Origin of the sequence: Paenibacillus sp. FSL H7-0918, assembly GCF_038007025.1 — a bacterium.
Taxonomy (GTDB): Bacteria; Bacillota; Bacilli; order Paenibacillales; family Paenibacillaceae; genus Paenibacillus_AQ; species Paenibacillus_AQ odorifer.
The window spans coordinates 807,881-827,727 of record NZ_JBBOWJ010000002.1; the positions used below are offsets into that span (position 1 = coordinate 807,881).

Annotated in this window: 16 protein-coding genes; 8 read left to right on the forward strand and 8 right to left on the reverse strand. The window is 46.0% G+C overall.

The window, feature by feature from the left end; all coding sequences use genetic code 11:
- Positions 1 to 16: 16 nt before the first annotated feature.
- The 6 genes from abc-f to MHI15_RS17650 form a co-directional block, all read right to left on the reverse strand.
- A complete protein-coding gene (gene abc-f / locus MHI15_RS17625) occupies positions 17 to 1,867 on the reverse strand; it encodes a ribosomal protection-like ABC-F family protein (RefSeq protein WP_341164654.1) in 1,851 nt (616 codons plus the stop codon).
- Positions 1,868 to 2,245: 378 nt separating this feature from the next.
- Positions 2,246 to 3,157, reverse strand: a complete 912-nt coding sequence (locus MHI15_RS17630; RefSeq protein WP_076129557.1) for a L,D-transpeptidase family protein — start codon at positions 3,155 to 3,157, stop codon at positions 2,246 to 2,248.
- 1,435 nt (positions 3,158 to 4,592) lie between these two features.
- Entirely contained in the window at positions 4,593 to 5,561 is a 969-nt protein-coding gene (locus MHI15_RS17635; protein WP_036680409.1) for a sugar phosphate isomerase/epimerase family protein, read from the reverse strand.
- Complete coding sequence (locus tag MHI15_RS17640) at positions 5,562 to 6,293, reverse strand: ThuA domain-containing protein (protein ID WP_038569006.1); 732 nt, start codon at positions 6,291 to 6,293, stop codon at positions 5,562 to 5,564.
- A 51-nt stretch (positions 6,294 to 6,344) separates the two neighbouring features.
- On the reverse strand, positions 6,345 to 7,421 hold the full coding sequence (locus MHI15_RS17645; RefSeq protein WP_312150345.1) for a Gfo/Idh/MocA family protein: 1,077 nt from the start codon (positions 7,419 to 7,421) through the stop codon (positions 6,345 to 6,347).
- 6 nt (positions 7,422 to 7,427) lie between these two features.
- Complete coding sequence (locus tag MHI15_RS17650) at positions 7,428 to 8,381, reverse strand: AraC family transcriptional regulator (RefSeq protein WP_076195168.1); 954 nt, start codon at positions 8,379 to 8,381, stop codon at positions 7,428 to 7,430.
- A 346-nt stretch (positions 8,382 to 8,727) separates the two neighbouring features.
- Between MHI15_RS17650 and MHI15_RS17655 the strand changes: the two genes are divergently transcribed.
- The 5 genes from MHI15_RS17655 (at position 8,728) to MHI15_RS17675 (ending at position 14,638) form a co-directional block, all read left to right on the forward strand.
- Positions 8,728 to 9,732, forward strand: coding sequence for a LacI family DNA-binding transcriptional regulator (locus MHI15_RS17655; RefSeq protein ID WP_036680403.1), 1,005 nt, complete (start codon positions 8,728 to 8,730; stop codon positions 9,730 to 9,732).
- Between the two features lie 155 nt (positions 9,733 to 9,887).
- Positions 9,888 to 11,153 carry an ABC transporter substrate-binding protein gene (locus MHI15_RS17660; protein WP_076129561.1) on the forward strand — a complete coding sequence of 422 codons (1,266 nt, stop codon included), beginning with the start codon at positions 9,888 to 9,890 and terminating at the stop codon, positions 11,151 to 11,153.
- Positions 11,154 to 11,230: 77 nt separating this feature from the next.
- Positions 11,231 to 12,097: a carbohydrate ABC transporter permease gene (locus tag MHI15_RS17665; RefSeq protein ID WP_038568998.1), complete on the forward strand. Its 867-nt coding sequence runs from the start codon at positions 11,231 to 11,233 to the stop codon at positions 12,095 to 12,097.
- Complete coding sequence (locus MHI15_RS17670; RefSeq protein WP_172628781.1) at positions 12,094 to 12,915, forward strand: carbohydrate ABC transporter permease; 822 nt, start codon at positions 12,094 to 12,096, stop codon at positions 12,913 to 12,915. Before MHI15_RS17665 ends, MHI15_RS17670 begins: the two co-directional genes overlap by 4 nt.
- Positions 12,916 to 12,949: 34 nt before the next feature.
- Entirely contained in the window at positions 12,950 to 14,638 is a 1,689-nt protein-coding gene (locus tag MHI15_RS17675; RefSeq protein WP_076219686.1) for a glycoside hydrolase family 13 protein, read from the forward strand.
- A gap of 48 nt (positions 14,639 to 14,686) precedes the next feature.
- Here MHI15_RS17675 and MHI15_RS17680 read toward each other — a convergent pair whose 3' ends face one another.
- Both MHI15_RS17680 and MHI15_RS17685 read right to left on the reverse strand, forming a co-directional pair.
- Entirely contained in the window at positions 14,687 to 15,217 is a 531-nt protein-coding gene (locus MHI15_RS17680) for an NAD(+) diphosphatase (protein ID WP_076219685.1), read from the reverse strand.
- A 36-nt stretch (positions 15,218 to 15,253) separates the two neighbouring features.
- A complete protein-coding gene (locus MHI15_RS17685; protein WP_076282059.1) occupies positions 15,254 to 16,729 on the reverse strand; it encodes an amidase family protein in 1,476 nt (491 codons plus the stop codon).
- Between the two features lie 169 nt (positions 16,730 to 16,898).
- Between MHI15_RS17685 and MHI15_RS17690 the strand changes: the two genes are divergently transcribed.
- From MHI15_RS17690 to MHI15_RS17700, 3 genes are read left to right on the forward strand one after another with little or no spacing between them, the layout of a single operon-like run.
- Positions 16,899 to 17,744 (forward strand): STM4015 family protein, encoded by an 846-nt coding sequence (locus tag MHI15_RS17690; RefSeq protein WP_076309565.1) that lies wholly within the window; start codon positions 16,899 to 16,901, stop codon positions 17,742 to 17,744.
- The gene (locus MHI15_RS17695) at positions 17,704 to 19,041 is read left to right on the forward strand and encodes an STM4014 family protein (RefSeq protein ID WP_254848861.1); all 1,338 of its coding nucleotides are present in this window, start codon (positions 17,704 to 17,706) and stop codon (positions 19,039 to 19,041) included. The genes MHI15_RS17690 and MHI15_RS17695 overlap by 41 nt, the downstream gene beginning before the upstream one ends.
- A complete protein-coding gene (locus MHI15_RS17700) occupies positions 19,041 to 19,823 on the forward strand; it encodes an STM4013/SEN3800 family hydrolase (protein WP_076129567.1) in 783 nt (260 codons plus the stop codon). Before MHI15_RS17695 ends, MHI15_RS17700 begins: the two co-directional genes overlap by 1 nt.
- Positions 19,824 to 19,847: the final 24 nt, after the last annotated feature.

Sequence of the window (19,847 nt, forward strand, 5' to 3'; positions counted from 1 at the left end):
TGTGTTTTTTATCAGCTTAGGAGGATGCGGGTTTCCCCTCGCCCCTTAGTTCCTGTATTTGTCGCTGCAAATTAACGATTTCCGCCACTAGCGCTGCATTCTTCGCCTCAGAATCCACACTGCTACTCTGAATCAGCTGATTCAGACGCAGCTGCAGGAGGGCAAGGTCATCCTCCCGAGCCTGTTCTATACCAGTAAGCAGACGGGTTCTGTCTTTTGCGAAGTATTCAGCATACGTTCCTTGAAAAAACTTTGGTGCCTGAGACGGCTCTAATATCACCAAGCGATTAGCCACTTTAGAGTGAAGATAACGGTCATGCGAGACCATTACTAACCCGCCGGGATACACCATAAGTGCCTCTTCTACTCGTTCCCTAGTATCAATGTCCAGATAATTAGTGGGTTCATCTAAAACCAATAAATTCGCTTTTCCAAAATACAACTTGAGAAAAGCCACACGGCATTTCTCTCCCAAACTCAAATCCCCAATCCGTTTAAATACATCGTCCCGCGTAAATAAAAAGCAACCCAGAATTGTCCGCGCCTCCGTCTGGGTCATTCCCGGCAGTTCAAGCAGGCTATCCAGAATCGTAGAGTTCATTTCTAAGTTATCTAGCTCTTGTGCAAAATAACCGATTGTCGTCCGTGGATGCAGCCGCACTTCACCTTTTGTAGGCTTATTGATCCCTGCAATCAATTTCAGCAGCGTAGACTTTCCAACACCATTAGGACCCAGAATAGACAGTCGGTCTCCCCGGTTTAGCGACAAACTGAAATCCCTAAGAAAAGGCGCACTCCCCTGATAGGCAAACTCTATCTCACGGAGTGTCAGTAAAGAATCTGCCAGAAACTCTTCGCTTACCAGCTTCATCTTCAGCTTGCCAGTCTCATGGGGCAATTCTACACGGTTCTTATTTAACCGTTCCAGCGCAGCTTCCTTGGCATGGAAACGAGACACATTTTTCTTGGATTTCGAACGCAGAAAATCATTTTGTCCGGCAGCACGATGCGCTTGCTGGAACCATTCTGCATACCGCCTAATGCTCTCCAGCAGCTTCTCCTTTTCTTGCTCCTGCTTTTTATATTGTCCCTCCAATGTTCTCAGCTCTATAGTCTTCTGCTCCCGGTACTGTGTATATCCACCCGAATAACGCCGGCATCCCTCCGGACTAAGCTCCAGCACAGACGTCGCAGTTCGATCAATAAATGTACGATCATGTGATACATAAAACACGGTTCCAGGGTAGTTGCACACCCAATGCTCCAACCACTCCATCGATTCTCCATCTATGTGATTGGTCGGTTCATCCAGAATCAATAGCTTGGGCTGCCGGGCTAATAATGCTGCTAATTGCACCCGTGTCTTTTGCCCTCCACTAAGTGAGGTGTATGGCAAATCCCAGACTGCATGTTCAAGCTTGAGCTGCTTTAGACTTTTTTCCGCTTTGACCTCCCAGCCATATCCATCAAGCTGCAAGTAACGATCGTACACCTCTGCATATTCAGCCAATTCAGCTTCGTTATCAGCTTTCTGCTCCTGCAGTCTCTGACTGAGGGCTTCCAGCTGGCGTTTTAATTCAGGCAGCTGTGCTGACCCTGAAAGAACGTAGTCCAATGCGGTTACTTCCCCCGGTACCTCAAGCTGTTGATCGAGCACACCCCATTCTTCAGATGGCAAACCATGATAGATACTTCCCTCTTCAAAAGTAAGGCGACCGATCAGCCCCTTAAGCAGTGTGGTTTTGCCAATCCCGTTTCGTCCGAATAAAAGCACGCGCTCTCCTTCTACTATCTCAAAGGATACCTCCTTAAATAAAGGGATCCCATTCCATTCCTTACGTAAATTCTTCACTTTAATTATAGTCATCTTTCATTCCTCCGATTTCATTGCAAATAAAAAACCGCAGCCAACGGTCTGCGGTCGAATAGCGTATGAAGGGGGAATGTGCCCAGACATGGATAGACTACGGCCGTGTTCACCTGCTGGATGCAGAGTAAACCAACACAATAGATAGAACTATCCATATAAAAGCATCGTAAGACCCCCGACCGACACACGTATCCCTGACCGTTATCACCCTGCGCGGGTGCTCCGTGACTTGTGCATATGCACTTCACAAACTTTATGGTCTGTTTCAGGAAACGTGTTAGTTATTCATCAGTCGGTGGCCCTCCGTAATTGTCCGTATTTTAGAATAAGTACAGTATATAACAATTTAAATCAGAAATAAAAGGCCAAGAACAATTATAACTTAATCTTTACCACCTGAGTCTGCGCATTCCACTGCACCTGAACAGCAAATAAATCAGGCAGGATACTCAGCGGAATTAGTAATCGGTTATTTTCATTGCGTGACGGTAAAATCGTAATGGATTTCCCATTCACAATAGCCTTATTGGATAATGGCTTATGTGTCACCGTACGATTGCCGATCGTAATTATCAGTGCTCCTGTCCCCGCTTCACTCTGCAAAGTACCACCCAGTAAGGCCACGGATTCTCTCAGCGGAACAAACACACGGGAATTTTCCAATATAAAAGGATCCTTCAGCTTTGTTGTCGTCCCATTGATCTCAAAAGTCCCCGCAAACTTATTACTTCCCACAGAGTACCCGTTTTTAGTTGCAATATTCTCCATAGCCAGTGTGCTCGTTGTAATGATAACTCGAGTATTCTTGGCTACTTTTGGATACAGCCAATGAATATCATCATTATGCATTCGAATACAACCGGCGCTAACATACTTCCCTATCGATGACTCATTATTATTGCCGTGAATCGCATACGTCGTGCCATAGGTCCCGTTCACTTCCAGCCCCAGCCAGCGGTCGCCAAGCGGATTGGCCGGGTCCCCACCGGGAATTTTCTCTTTGTAGTAGGGTCTGTTTTTTACCTTAACCACCATTTTGAAGCTACCTTCTGGCGTCAGTTCCTTCGACTTTCCTGTGGCAACCGGAAAAGTCTTCACCAGCTTGCCGTCACTGAAATACGCGAGTTTGTTTGTTTTTTTGTTCACGATGATCAGATCTGAGCCAGCAGCTTCCACCCTTCCAACTCCTGTAAAGCAAGCAGCGAACAAAAGTCCAAATACAAGCATCAGTTTAATGTTCCGCTGTAAAAAAGTTTGAAACCGGCCTCCCGAAAAGCATAAATTCATCTTGCTCCACCTCCGTTATATAAAGACGAAATCATTTCAAATATGTTGCGTACCAGCCTGTACCTATTCTTTTCAACTCGTCCACTCCCGCTTGACGCAGAGATTGCAATACTGTAACCAGTGAATGCACGACAAAAAGCCGATCTTTAGATACGCAAAGATCAGCATGCGCATAAGCGCATAAGTTGCGGACTCCAGAGCCCCTATTTGCAACTATTGCGCTGTTTTGGGATGTTTTCAGACTCCAGCGCAGTTATTTGCTCAAAACACCTCGAATTCCTTGCTCTTCACGACCAATAACGTCTCTCGGGTCCGAAACTCGCCCCATAAACCCTAAAACACGCGAATAGCTGCATCTGAGTCCTTAGCACAGTTTTGCCTTGTTCTTTCCTATGTCTCTATCATTTCTGCCCTATGTCTCATACATTTCTGCGTCTGCTCATTTGCCCGTTACCGTTAGCACAGTTACCTACCACATCTCCACCACATCTCCACTATATCTCCACTACAACTCCACCAAATCTCCACTACAACTCCACCACATCTCCACCACGCTCCTGACGCTCCAGCCCTAAACTAACTGCGCTGCACATTTGCCCGTATCCCATTCTCCCGAAGCTGAACGCACCAGCCCCCAAACTAACTACGATTTACCGTTGAAAATAGCTAGCGCATCAGCGCATAAGTCGCGGACTCCAGAGACCCTATTTGCAGCAAATTCGCTGTTTTGAGATGCTATCGGACTCCAGCGCAGTTATTTGCTCAAATACCCTCGAATTCCTTGCTCTTCACGACCAATAACGTCTCTCGGGTCCGAAACTCGCTCCAAAAACCCTAAAACACGCGAATAGCTGCATCTAAGTCCGTTAGCACAGTTACCTACCACATCTCTACCACATCTCCACCACGCTCCTGACGCTCCAGCCCCAAACTAACTGCGCTGCACATTTGCCCGTATCCCATTATCCCGAAGCTCAACTCACCAGCCTCCAAACTAACTACGATTTTACCGTCGAAGATCAGCTAGCGCATAAGCGCATAAGTCGCGGACTCCAGAGACCCTATTTGCAACAAATCCGCTGTTTTGAGATGCTATCGGACTCCAGCGCAGTTATTTGCTCAAACACCTCGAATTTCTTGCTTTTCAGGAACAATAAGGTCTCTCGGGTCCGAAACTTGCTCAAAAAGGTCTAAAAGTCGCGAATAGCTGCATCTGAGTCCGTTAGCAAACTAGTTCATTTTTGATTGGTAGTTAGTTAGTTTCTAGTTCGTTTCTTATTAGCTCCTACTCGTCCCTACCTCCTCCCTATCTCTTTGCCAGCTCGTTTTTACTCCCTTCCGCTCTTCCGCTCTTCCACTCTCCCCCCCCATCCCCACTACACGCAAAAAAAGCCTTGATTCTCTAAATAGAGAATCAAGGCTTTCTAATTCGACCTTACACCCACCACATACCCTGAGGCTGGTCATGAATAAGAATGGATTGCAAATTGGTTACTGCACGTTGGAAGCCTTCGTCAACCGTCATAAGAGGGTCTTCATGCTCGATGCTCACCACATAATCATAACCGTAAGTGCGCAGCGCGCTCATGATATCTGACCACTCAGATATGCTGTGACCGCAACCAACGGAGCGGAAGGTCCATGCGCGGGTCTGCACATCGCCATAAGGTTGCATATCGGTCAGACCATACATATTGATGTTGTCCTGATCCAAGTAAGTATCCTTGGCATGGAAATGGTGAATCGCGCCAGCTTTACCGAGAATCTTGATAGCACCTACAGGATCAATACCTTGCCACCACAGATGGCTCGGATCCAGATTGGCTCCGATAGCATCGCAGGTTGCTTCTCTAAGCTTCAAAATCGTATAAGGGGTATGGCACAGAAAGCCGCCATGCAGCTCGATGCCGATCTTAACGCCATGCTCCTCGGCCAGCTTGCCGATTTCCTTCCAGTAAGGGATCAGCTTATGTTCCCACTGCCAGGTTTTGATGTCGCTGTACACGGTAGGCCAAGGTGTGACTGGCCAGTTCGGTGCTTTTGCCTCATCGCTGTCCCCAGCCGTTCCCGAAAAAGTGTTCACGACCTTAACACCCATGAGTGAAGCCAGCTTGATCGATTTACGGAGAATTTCATCCCCGGCGCGGGCTTCTTCTTTATCTGGTGAAATCGGGTTATTATGGCAACTGAAGGCACTGATCATAATGCCACGTTTCGTGAACTTTTCCAAATATTCTTGACGTGCTGACTCGCTGGCAAGCAGCTCATCTGTCGGACAGTGAGCATTACCGGGATTACCGCCCGAGCCGATCTCTACCGCATTCAAACCTGCGGCGGCGATTTTATCTAACATCTCGTCAAGACTCAAGCTTCCAAATACAGGATCAAATACGCCTAATTTCATTTATACGACCACCTTTTCTTTGATAGGCTCTAAGGCTTCAGAATGTCCGTAAACCGGATAGTCACGTTTCGTTGGTGCACACCAGTTCACGCCATTGATGATAACTTTTTGAATATCCTTGTTGTAATAGGTTGGATAAGATTCATGACCAGGCTGGAAATAAAAGATCTTCCCGCTGCCTCTACGGTAGGTCGATCCGCTTGGGAAGACGTTGCCGCCTTCGAACCAGCCGACAAATACAAGACTCTCTGGTGCTGGCACATCAAAATGCGCACCGTACATTTCCTCTTGCTCCAAGTCGATGTATTCACCAATGCCCTCAGCAATCGGGTGACTTGGGTCCATGACCCACAGACGCTCCTTCTCCTCAGCTTCACGCCATTTCAGATCGCAGCTGGTGCCCATTAATTTCATAAAGATTTTGGACATATGGCCCGAATGAAGCACTACAAGTCCCATACCTTGCAGCACTCGCGCATGTACACGATTTACAATCTCATCACTTACTTCATGATGGGCGATATGTCCCCACCAGATCAGTACATCCGTGTTATCCAATACCTCTTGCGTCAGTCCGTGCTCTGGTTCATCCAGCGTAGCTGTCTGAGTGTCCAGTCCTGCCTCTTGCAGAAAACTTGCCAGTTGTCCATGAATACCTTGCGGATAGACCTTAAGAATTCTTTCTTCCTGACGTTCATGACGGAATTCATTCCATACGGTTACTCTTGTCACTTGCGACACGCTCCTAGTTCATATTTATCTATGACCATCGAATTTGCTTGATTATTCAAAAAACACAGGCATACCAGTTTCAGAGGATTTATAAATAGCCTCCAAGATGCGAGTCACAACCAACGCCTGCTCCGGCTTCACTACAGGCTCGGTGTCATTTACAATGCTGTCAATCCACTGAGCTGCCTCTATCACCGCAGGATCATCTCCTGCACCATCATAAAAGTCGACGCCACCGGCATCCAGACCGATATACTTTTCAAAGGTTTTACCGTAGGCTTCTCCGTTAATGCGCAGACCCTTCTCCATATCTGCTCCGCCTTCAGTCCCACAAAGTACCGTTTTGGCCTCACCGACATCGAGTGTATTCAGTGCCCAGCTTGCTTCTAAGACGATGGTAGCCCCATTCTCCATAGTGATGAATCCAATGGCGGAATCCTCCACTGTAAACTTCTCAGGATCCCACGGGCCCCAAGCATTTGCAGCATTTTTACGACCGGACAGCTTATGATAAGCGTTGCCCACGACATATTTAGGTTTGTAATTATCCATCATCCACAGGGTCAAATCGAGCGCATGAGTGCCGATATCAATCAACGGACCGCCGCCTTGCGCTTCTTCATCCAAAAACACACCCCAAGTTGGGACCGCGCGACGACGGATAGCCTTAGCTCTGGCGTAATAGATCTCACCAAGCTCATTATTCTCACATACCGCATGCAGATAAGCTGAATCTGGTCTGAAACGGTTCTGATAACCGATGGTCAGCTTTTTCCCAGTTCGCTCTGAGGCCTCGATCATCGCTTGTGCTTCTGCCGTGGTTTTAGCCATCGGCTTCTCACACATTACGTGTTTGCCTGCTTCCATAGCCGCAATGGAAATCTCCGCATGGGAAATGTTCGGCGTACATACATGAATCACATCTATACTTGCATCGTTAAGAAGCTCTTTATAATCTGTGTAAACTACGGACTGCTCATCTCCAAACTCCGCTTTTGCCTTCTCGGCACGTTCAGCGACGATATCACAAAAAGCAACCATTCGCGCACCTTCTACTTTTTTTAACGCGGGCATGTGCTTGCCGTTCGCAATACCTCCGCAGCCGATAATTCCTACTGTTAAAGTCATTCTGGTCTAACCTCCACTTATTCCTGTTTTGATATCTCTATCATACAAAGCTGAGGAAGGGCTTTCTTCCTGCAATCTTGCTGTATTATTCCCGAATATTGTCTTGTGGTATTTCAGCGGTGATATTCCCGTTGCTTCCTTGAAAAAATGATGGAAGGTCTTCACGCTGCCAAACCCGGCTGCCTCCGCCACGGCAGACATCGGCAGATCTTCATTGATCAAGATCCATTTGGCTTTGTTAAGCCGGTATTCGTTTAAGAACGCGATAAAGGTCATGCCCGTGTTTTTCTTGAACAATTTGGTAAAATAATAAGGACTAAAACCCATATAATTAGCTACCTCATTCAGCGTAATAGCCTCCTGGTAATGCTGCTCCACATAGATAAAAATCCGCTCTAGTCTCTCCAGTGTTTCTCTGGATTGATTCAGTGTATCTTCCGAGAACTTAGGCTGTTTCTTGATCGGACTCTTCGGTACCTCCCGTAGAATAACGGTCAGCAGTTCAAACAATCTAGCCTTGATTAGAAAAACATATCCTTCTCTTCGCTGTACATCTTCCTCGTAAATACTCTCAATCAGCCCTTTGACCTTCGCGGCAGTTGCCACGGGCCATCTAGAACTGGAATACTCCATAAGCGTAAAGACCTCACGAAGTGAGTAGTCATTACCGTTCAAAGCGGCTACTTCTTGAAACAAATTCAGGTCAAATTGAATCACTACCCGTTCACTCTCAGGTGAAGAGAGAAAATAATGCACATCCCCACCATTGATAAACTGGACTTCGCCCTGCTCCATGTGAATAGGGGTATCGTTAATTCCCAGATTCAGGCTTCCTTTGGTAACATAGATAATTTCAATTTCTTTATGCCAATGCGGATAACACAACGTATCACCATTGCAGAGTAAACTGCGGTAAGGAAAGTGCTTATCCACATCCGGAATCTCGAGATAAATATTCATAAATGCAACTCCTTATCCGAGTAAATCATTATAACCAGGGCTTGCATGCCATATTTTAAAATTTTACGTAAGCGTTTACTCTCTAAATGTTAGACCTCCAATATTCTTTTGTCAATTCCGATATTTCTAAGTAAATTTTTGGTATATTCATTGGTTTCATTCCTATTTAAAGATTACTGCTCTTGCGTAGTTTTGATCATTTTTTTATTTTTTAGGTACAGTTGACAAAAGCGCCTACCAGCATTTATATTCGGGGTAAGCGTTTACGTTCTCTTCTTTCATAACTTACTCTCATCAGCGTAAGCGTTTAATTCAAGGATAACCGTAGTTTAAGGAGCTCATAGGAATGAACCCAACGATTAAAGATGTTGCACAGAAAGCGAACGTTTCCATTGCCACAGTCTCTCGCGTGCTAAACAATTTAAGTGGGTATTCGGACAAAACGAAACAAAAGGTAAATGAGGCGATCAAAGAAATTGGTTATCAACCCAATGCGATTGCCCGGGGTCTAATCAATAAGCGTACACAAACCATTGGTGTTATGTTCCCTAGTGTTTCTGGTGCTTTCTCTTCCGATCTGCTCAAAGGTATTGAAGAATTGGCCAATGACCGGAACTACAGTGTGATGGTATGCAATACCGATCAGGACGGTAAAAGAACGTTGAAGTACTTACAGCTCCTGAGAGAGAAACAGGTTGATGGCATTATTTTTTCTAGTGAAGTCCTTAAGAAAGAATATTACGATGTGCTCGAAACCATGAGGATCCCCGTTGTATTGGTCTCTTCCCAAACAGAATTCGCCAAGGTCCCTTATGTGAAAGTAGATGATTATCGAGCAGCTTTTGACGCTATCCTCTACTTAATTTCAAAAGGTCACCGCAAAATAGCCATGATTAGTGGAAACCCTAGCGATCTTATCGCTGGTGCGCCAAGAGCAGAAGGTTATAAGCATGCGCTTGAAGCAAATGGTATTCCTTTTGACAGCCGCTATCTTGCTTACGGAGATTTTTTGTATGAGAGCGGAAGTATAGCTATGGAGACTCTTTTGGAGCAAGCGCCTGATGTGACTGCCGTTTTTGCTGCTAGTGATGAAATGGCGATTGGTGCCCTCTCCACCGTTATCAAAAATGGTCTAAGCGTGCCCGAGGATATCTCCATTATGGGATATGACGATCTTGGATTAGCCAAAATGGTTATTCCGCCTTTAACAACAGTACGCCAACCGCTGTACGATATTGGAAAGATCGCCGTGGAGAAGCTCATTCAGATGATTGAAACAGGCGAGTCTGTCAACAGCCAGATTGTCGATCACACAATTGTGGAAAGACAAACGGTAAGATCGCTTACCTAAGTCTTTTTATCAATATTACGTAAACGTTTACTGTTCACTTTATTGCATACCCGTCGCTTAGAAGAACACGAACATCATTTAAGTTTGCCGTCAACGTAAACGTTTACTCTTATCAAATTCACCATAATACCAACACATTATTAGGAGGATTTATCATGAAAAAAACAATTAAACCCGTAATGGTTAGTCTACTGGCTATGTCCGTGCTTAGCGCCTGCGGTAGCAATAGTGGTAACAATGCGGCTGACAACACATCTAGCGGCGGGAACTCCTCCGGTGACAAGGTAAAAATCGAGTTTTTCCAAAATAAGACCGAAGCCAAAGCCACCTTCGACAAGCTGGTTGCGAAATTTAATGAAGCCAATCCGAACATCGTAGTCACTCAAGTGAACCCACCGGATGCCGAAACAGTGCTGAAGACTCGTGCAGCTAAAAAAGATATCCCTGACGTGGTCGGTATCGGTGCCACTGACACCTACAAAACATTATCCGGAAGTGGTCTGTTTGAAGACTTCTCAAGTGATCCACTTGCTGAAAATATCCAGCCTGCTTATGTTCAAATGCTGAAAGACCTGACAGGTTCGAGCGAGCTGAATGGTCTTCCATTCTCTTCGAACGCAAGTGGTGTCATTTACAATAAAGCGATGTTCACTGAAGCCGGCGTTACCGTGCCAACCACTTGGGATGAGTTCATTGCCGTCGCTCAAAAGTTCAAGGACAGCGGTAAAAATGCTTTTTACCTGACCCTTAAGGATTCCTGGACAACCCTTACGCCGTTCAACTCCCTCTCTACAATCATTAAAGGCAATGATTTCTTCAAGCAACGTACTGAAGGTACTGTGACTTTCGCAGACAGCTTCACCGAAATTGCTGAAAAGCTGCTTAAGCTGACGGAATTCGGTCAAAAAGATATTTTTGGAAAAGGCTACAATGACGGCAACACAGCTTTCGCTAAAGGTGAATCTGCAATGTATCTGCAAGGGGTATGGGCGATCCCAGAAATCGTGAAGGCTAATCCATCCATTGAGCTTGGTGTATTCCCTTTCCCAGCGACAAATGATGCTGCTAACAATAAGGTCATTTCTGGCGTAGACACATTGTTGACTATCTCTAAGAGCACTAAACATAAAGAAGAAGCTAAAAAATTCGTTGAATTCCTGCTCCAGCCTGAGAATGTCAGCCTCTACATTAACGAGCAAAAAGCATTCCCAGCTGTGCAAGGTGTAACTCAAGATGATCCAACAATGGACGGCTTCAAAGCAGCATTTACCTCAGGTAACTTGGCCGACTTTGCGGACCACTACATCCCAAGTGCAATGAAAGTGGATACCATCAATCAAGCCTTCCTGCAAAAGAAAGATGTTGATGCGTACCTGAAACAGCTTGATAAAGAATGGGATAAGGTAGCTGACCGGAAATAACGAGACCTGACAAATAAGAGCCGAGAAAGAGAACGGGACTCCCCCTTCTCTTTCTCTTTTCCAAGGAGGATTACATGATGGCCAAACGCCGAGTCGCCTTTTATCTAATGACTATACCGGCATTGCTTCTTTTCTTTGCCTTTCACACCTTTCCTGCACTGCAGGGTATTTATTATTCGTTCACTAACTGGGACGGCTTCAGTGACAGCTTTGATTACGTAGGATTTAAGAACTTCATTAACATTTTTCAAGACGAAAATGTGCTGAATTCATATGTGTTCACTTTTAAATATGCCATCTTAACAACTATTCTCATCAACATCATCAGTTTGTTGATTGCGCTTGGGCTTAACGCCAAGATTAAAGCCAAAAACTTTTTCCGCGGTGTATATTTCCTGCCAAATATCCTCAGCGTGCTGATTGTCGGCTTTATTTTCAACTATTTGTTCGCAAATGTATTCCCTATCTGGGGCGAGAAGCTTGGCAGCGAATTCCTTTCGCAGAACATTCTCGGCAACTCCGATTGGGCCTGGATCGGTATCGTCATTGTAGCCGTTTGGCAGGGAATTGCTTATAACACGATTCTCTATCTGGCAGGTCTACAGACGATTCCGCAAGATCTTTACGAAGCCTCCAATCTGGACGGCGCTAGCCGCTGGAGAGAATTCTGGAGCATTACTTTTCCAATGCTTGCTTCCTTCTTCACGATCAACATGGTGCTGGCGATGAAGGGCGGCTTAATGGTATTCGACCAAATCGTAGCCTTGACAGGTGGGGGACCTGGACGTTCAACACAATCCATTGCCCACTTAATCTATACAGGCGGCTTCCAAGGCGGAGAATTTGCCTATCAATCGGCGAACGCCGTGATTTATTTTATCGTGATCGTTGTGATCTCCGCCCTTCAGCTTAAATTTCTGCAGAAACGGGAGATGGACTTATGATCAAAAAATCAAGCAACTGGCCTGCAACGATTCTTATCGCGCTAGGCTCACTACTGATCCTTTTTCCGCTGTACATGACTATTGCTATCGCGCTAAAAAATCCCGAGGAAATGGCTCAATCCATCTTTTCACTGCCGACTGGCCTGCATTTTGAGAACTTCGCCAATGCCATTAAGGCAACCAATTTCTTCAACGCCTTAGGAAATAGCGCCACGATCACAATAACATCAGTAGTGTTCATCTTGCTTACCAACTCCATGGTAGCCTACGCGATTGCCCGCAATATGAACCGAAAATTCTTCAAAGCGCTCTACTTTTATTTTATCAGCGCAATGTTTATTCCTTTCCAGATTATTATGCTGCCTGTGGTCAAAGTGACAACGGATCTGCATATGAACAACATTCTGGGTCTTATTATTCTATACATTGTTTATGGCTTGGCTTTTAACGTGTTTGTATACACTGGCTATATCCGCTCTATTCCTTATGAGCTAGAGGAAGCTGCCACAGTAGATGGTGCAACGACATTCGGAACGTTCTGGAAGATTATTTTCCCACTTCTTGCTCCGGTCAGTGCAACAATTGGTATCCTCTCCTGTCTGTCGACTTGGAATGACTTTATGCTGCCGTTGATTCTGCTAGGTGATCAGGATTCATACACACTTCCGCTTGTACAGTATGTCTTCCAAGGTCAATTCAGCACAGATTTCAACTTAGCCTTTGCTTCGTATCTGCTTGCTTTATCCCCGATGCTCGTGGTTTATTTGTTCGCGCAAAAATGGATTATCAGTGGACTAACATCAGGGTCCATTAAATAACTAAGATTTATATAGAGAGATAGGAGAGTTATACATGGATAAGAAATGGTGGAAAGAAAGCGTAGTTTATCAAATCTACCCCCGCAGCTTCAAAGACAGTAACGGGGACGGCATCGGTGATCTGCAGGGCATTATCTCGAAACTCGATTATTTAAATCAGCTTGGCGTCGACGTAGTCTGGTTATGCCCGGTATACGAGTCGCCAAACGACGATAACGGCTATGATATCAGTAACTATCAAAGTATTATGGATGATTTCGGAACACTCTCTGATTGGGAGGAACTGCTAGCTGGACTTCACAGCCGCGGCATGAAGCTGATTATGGATCTTGTGGTCAACCACTCCTCTGATGAGCACGCTTGGTTCGTGGAGTCCCGCAAATCGCAGGATAATCCTTATCGTGATTATTATATCTGGCGGCCGGGCCAGGACGGACAGAAGCCTAACGACTGGGGTTCCTTCTTCAGCGGTTCGGCTTGGGAATTCGATGAGAAGTCGGAGGAATATTACCTCCATCTCTTCTCGAGAAAGCAACCCGACCTGAATTGGGATAATCCTAAGCTGCGCCAGGAAGTCTACGATATGATGACCTGGTGGCTGGACAAGGGCATTGACGGATTCCGTATGGATGTAATCAACTTGATCTCCAAAGTACCGGAATTACCTAGCGTTGCCCCAGAAAATAACGGAGAACAGCCTACGTACCACTTCGGAGGAGACTATTTCGTTAACGGACCACGCGTACATGAGTATATGCAGGAAATGAACCGTGAGGTCCTGTCCAAGTACGATATCATGACAGTGGGCGAAGCCGTTAATGTCACTCCCGAGGAGGCTTCGTTGTACGTTTCCGAGGATCGCAACGAGCTGAACATGGTATTCCATTTCGAGCTTATGGACGTCGATTCCGGACCTGGAGGCAAATGGAATGTGCAGCCTTGGAAGCTGGCGGACATCAAGTCCATCATTTCCAAATGGCAAATCGCGCTGGACGGTAAAGGTTGGAACAGTCTGTATATGAACAACCACGATCAGCCGCGTATGTTATCCCGCTTCGGAGATGATAAGTTATATCCGAAAGAGTCTGCCAAGATGCTGGCAACACTGCTGCACACGCTCCAAGGCACACCTTACATCTATCAAGGCGAAGAAATCGGCATGACGAATGTACAGTTTGATTCCATCAACGATTACAAAGACATTGAAATCTTGAATATGTATAAAGAATACTTGGCTGCCGGACATTCGGAAGAAGCAATCATGAACTCCATTTACATTAAAGGCCGGGACAATGGCCGTACGCCGATGCAATGGAACGCCGAGCCGCAGGCAGGCTTCACGACGGGCTCTCCTTGGCTAGCCGTAAATCCTAATTACAAGGAAATTAATGTGGAGCAGGCGCTGGCTGATCCTGATTCTATTTTTTACTATTATAAGAGACTTATTGAGCTGCGCAAGCAGCATGAAATTATCGTATACGGAAATTATACAATTCTGGCTGAGGAGAATGAACAGGTATATGCTTATCTGCGTACTCTTGGAGAAGAACAGCTACTGGTTGTATTGAATTTCTTCGGAGAGCCTGCGACCTTCGAACTTCCTTCTACTGTGAAGTTCCAAGCGAAGGCATTGCTTATTGCCAATTACGAAGTAAATCCAGAAGAAGAACTAAACACAATTCAGCTTCGTCCTTATGAAGCTCGTGTGTATAAGCTTAAATAAACTAGACCCCCTACATGAAACAATAAAAAGGAGCCTCACGGCTCCTTTTTACTTTCCTCCAACAGCTACCGGATTGACCTGTACCTGTCCCGCGTTCAATTTCTCAATAATCGCCAGTAAGAAGGTTTCGGCTAGGCTGTTCTTTTTAATCGCTCTGGCGGCTTCTTCCAAAGTAAACCATTCAGCATGATCAACCTCAGTACTCACCTGGCTCAAGTCCTCCGAATCTGCAACACCTATAAAATTCAGCATTAGCGTATTGGATGGTGCGAAGTACAAGCTGCGCATATATTCATAAGCGACAATATCAAGTCCTACCTCTTCTTTTACCTCACGTACGAGAGTCGTTTCCGCATCTTCACCTTTGTTCACGTATCCTGCGAGTAATATGTAGTCTGGCCGATTATATTGCTGAATTAATAAAATCTTGTTTTTCTCCCTGTTTAATACTGCTGTACTAATCGCCGTGCTGAAAATAGGGAATCGGAACATTTCACACGCATTACAATAAGGTACCTGCCCTTCCCCTTCATTTTCTTTCATTACTAACTCTGTCCCACATTCCAGGCAATACTTCAAACTGATCGCTTCCTTCTATTCTAAGTTAGCCTAATTCTACTCCAATTGAGGTGGAATCCGGTGATACGTAGCTTGTTCAAACCCGTATGCTAAGGCTATGAGCGTAGGCTCGCTATAAGCTTTTCCGGAAAAAACAACACCAAAAGGTCCCCTGGTCGAATCCCCATCCGCATCAATAATGCCTTGAGATACATATCCCGCCGGAACGGTAACTAATGGATAACCTAAGCGTGCCGCAATATACATGCCATCTACATCACCAGGCAGCAATAACGCGTCTAAACTATATTGCTCCAACACATAATCTATTCCTTGCTCAAGCGCTAATTCCTTGTATTCTTGTCTCTTCTCTTGATAGGCCTCTTCAGTTAATGTTACTTCTTCTGATCTTGTCAGGGTGTCTTGCCCATATTGCAAGGCAATCTCAGCATGTCTTTCATTATAGGCTATCAATTCTTGCAAAGAGTGAATCGGAACGGAATCATCTACTTGTGCTAAATACTGGTTGAGCCCTTTTTTAAATTCATAACAAATCACATCATTATTCCAATTCTGTTGTTCAACATGTACTGTGACAGGATCTATAAGGGTAGCCCCTTCATTCTTCAAGGTCAAGATAGCTGCTTCCATAATTGCAAGCCTCTCAGCGTCTAAATGCTTATAATAATGCCGTGGAATACCTATTCTTGCTTGTCGTATAAAGCTTTTATCTAAACTTGAAGTATAGTCTGTATAAGCGTATTTTTCGCTTGAAAATGTTGCTGAATCGTTGTCGTCCACTCCGGTTAACGCCCCTAAAATAATTGCCGCATCTGTAACCGTTCTAGCTATAGGCCCAGGGGTATCCTGGCTTACTGAAATGGGAATGACTCCAGAACGGCTCACTAATCCCACCGTAGGTTTGATTCCGACAAGAGCATGTTGGCTGGCTGGACCGACAATAGATCCTGCGGTTTCCGTTCCGATCGCTGCTGCTGCCAGATTCGCTGCTACGGCTGCCGCAGGCCCGGAGCTGGAACCACTGACAAATACCGTCCCAGGTCCATACGGATTCAGTACAAGCCCTCCCCGCGAGCTATATCCCGCAGGCATTGTACTAGACATAAAATTAGACCACTCCGACATATTCGCCTTCCCAAGTAAAATAGCCCCCGCCAATCGAAGCTTGGCCGCTACAAATGAATCTTTTGCCGCAATTGATCCAGCTAAAGCTACAGAACCGGCACTCGTATGCATCTTATCCGCGGTGTCTATATTATCCTTCAATACAATAGGAATACCGTGCAGGCTCCCGCGGCTCCCTTTTTCTGCTCGTTCTTTATCGAGTGCTCGCGCGATTTGTATAACCTCTGGATTTATTTCTAAAATAGAGTTTATGTCTATATCGTATTTATGGATCCGCTCCAAATATACTTGAACTATATCCTCTGAGGTAATTAAACCTGCTTCCAGAGCCTCTTGCATTTTAATTATATCCGTCTCAATAATCCATTCCTGAAGTTTATTCTTCATACGAATAACTCCTTCCAAAAAAATAAAATTGCCTCTAGTATAAACCTACCACAAAATTTCACCTCAATAATATGGAGAGTTTAACTATAGTTATATTCAGCTATTTGACTCCCTCGGCTACAGATGATAGGGTATTTTCGAAGTTAAATTTTTCCGGGAGGGAACACCCATGACGGAAGTAAAGCTTAGTATTGGATACGACGAATTCGAAGAAGGTCAAAGAATTGGCGAAGCAATTGAGAAGTTAAGCAGCAGCCCTGAAGGTGCGTCGCTGACCAGCCTAATTATCGGTGATTGGGGGCAAGCCTACGAGAATAGCTCGGAAGAGGTTGTAGAGGCACTGGTTACGCATAGCGCCAGCTTCCCTGCTTTACGCAAGCTTTTTATTGGTGAGATGGGCTATGAGGAATGCGAGATTTCATGGATTACCCAAAGCGATCTATCACCGCTGCTCCCTGCTTTTCCAGAATTACAATCACTCACGATTCAAGGCGGGAATGAGCTGAGCTTCTCAGAGCTAAAGCATGACAAGCTGGAGGAACTGATAATTATTAGCGGCGGCTTAAGTAAAGCCGTACTTGAAAATATTGCAGCCAGCCAATTGCCGAATTTACGTAAGCTGGAACTATATCTTGGCGTAGATAACTACGGCTTTGACGGAAGCCTCGCAGATATTCTACCTCTTATAGAAGTAGGAAAGTTCCCTAAACTTACCTATCTGGGATTAAAAAATAGCGAAATACAAGATGAAATCGCCGGTGCAGTAGCAAATGCGCCTATCTTAGATCAGCTGGATACGCTAGATCTATCTCTGGGTACCCTCAGCGACGAAGGTGCTGAATTGCTTCTTGCCAGCGAGAGAATCAAGGGACTAAAAGCATTGAATCTAAGCCATCATTTTATGTCCGACGAGATGATCAGCCGGTGGCAGCAGAGTGGATTACCTGTCGATGTCAGCGACAAACAGGAAAGCGATGATGAGGAAGACTGGCGTTATCCTTCCATCACAGAGTGAGCCCCCTATGCGGCCGATGATCGTTATCGGTATTCCTGGGGATAAACGGACTAGCGGCATTCAGCAAGCACGTTCCGATCTCGGAATGCCACCTGCCATCATTTTATCGTACGCTGAATTTCTGCAAGGCCAATCGTTAGGTGATCTGCTGGAAGTGCAGAAGCAGCAGTTATCCAGTCAGCCGGCTGTTTATAACGGAATAGATCTCAGTGCGGCTCCCCCGCTGCTGAGATTGGAATCGCCTGGCAGCAGCTTTGAAGTAGAACGTGCCTTAATCGCTCTTGGCGCACCTGATACCGTTGATGTTGACGATTCGCTGCATCCCTACGCTGAAAGACCTGATCCGCGCCCACTCCGTGTGAAGGTAGCCCATCAATTGAAGGAGATGCAGGGTGTCCTGCATCATCCTTCACAATGGTTCCGCGGTTATTGCCGCATGCTGGCTAGACTGCAGCGCGAAGCCAAAGAGGTTTGTCCAGGCTCGCTATGGTTAAATGACCCCGCTGATATTGCGGCCATGACCGATAAACGGCGGGCACAACAGATTCTGAGTGGGGCAGGCATCACTATTCCTCGTCCATTAGGCGAGGAACAGCAGCCTACCGACTATGCCTCTCTCCGTGAGATGATGATCTCCCGGCGAATGCACCGGGTATTCATTAAGCTAGCCTTCGGCTCTGCCGCTTCCGGGGTGATTGCCTATCAGCTCCATCCCATTACAGGTGCCGAAATCGCCTTAACTACAGTGGGGGTCGAGAATTACATCACCCGACCGCCCATTTACTATAATTCCGGTAAACTGCGGCGATACACAGATACCGCCACGATCTCCGGCATTATTAACTGGATTTATCGGCATGGTGGTTATGCCGAGCAATGGATCCCTAAGATCGGCCATAACGGCAAAGCCTTCGATATCCGCCAGCTCGTGGTTCTCCGCGAGGCCTGTCATGCAATTGCTCGTGTAAGTTCCACCCCAATTACGAATCTGCATTTACGCAGCCAGCGGATGTCTCCTTCAGAAGCCGGTTTATCAGAATTCATACAGGAGCAGGTACGAAATACCGCGTTGCAAGCGCTGGCGGCATTTCCCCGTTCTGGAGTTGCCGGGATAGACGTGCTGATATCTGGAGGATCGCAGCAGTGTTTTGTCGCCGATGTTAATCCTTTTGGCGATTTGCTGTACGATGTAAAATACCGTGGCTGCAGCACCTACGAGTGGGAAATGAAGGTATTGACCGCCAGAGACTATATTACTCATCCCTCAACACCGCTTATAAAGGAAGGATCCTCTTAATGGATATGAACACTATCGTTGGCACCCATGACATTCTAATGATCACGCTTGATACCCTTCGATACGATGCAGCTACTATGGAGGAAGCGAACTGCCCGAACCTGTGCGGAACGGGATCCTGGGAGAAAAGACATACTCCCGGCAGCTTTACTTATGCGGCCCATCACGCTTTTTTCGGCGGCTTCTTGCCTACTCCAGCTACAACGGATAAGACTGAGCATATCCGTATGTTCCATTCCCGAAATACCGGAATGAAGACGCATCCTCATACATGGCTGTTCGATACACCGGATATCGTGTCAGGACTTGCTGCCGAGGGCTATCGCACGGTTTGTATTGGAGGTGTTATTTTTTTCACCAAAAAAAATCCACTCGCTCGTGTGTTGCCAAGCTATTTCCAGCAAAGCTACTGGCGGATGACCTTCGGTGTGACCAATCCGCGTTCCACAGAGCATCAGGTGAACCATGCCTTGAAGCTGCTAAAGGATACTCCTAGCGAGCAAAGATTGTTTATGTTCCTCAACGTCTCTGCCATTCACGGACCAAATCATTATTTTGTACCTGGTGCTAAAAAAGACTCCGTAGACAGCCAGCGCGCCGCTCTTCGTTATGTGGACGGTGAACTGGGCCGGTTGTTCGATGCGTTCCGGGAACGCGGCAATCCTGTCTTCTGCCTGGCTTTTTCAGATCATGGAACCGCTTATGGGGAAGATGGCTATCAGGGGCATCGCCTTGCCCACGAGACGGTATGGAACGTCCCTTATCGGGAGTTTATTTTATAATATTTATAACAAGGAAAGGATGGA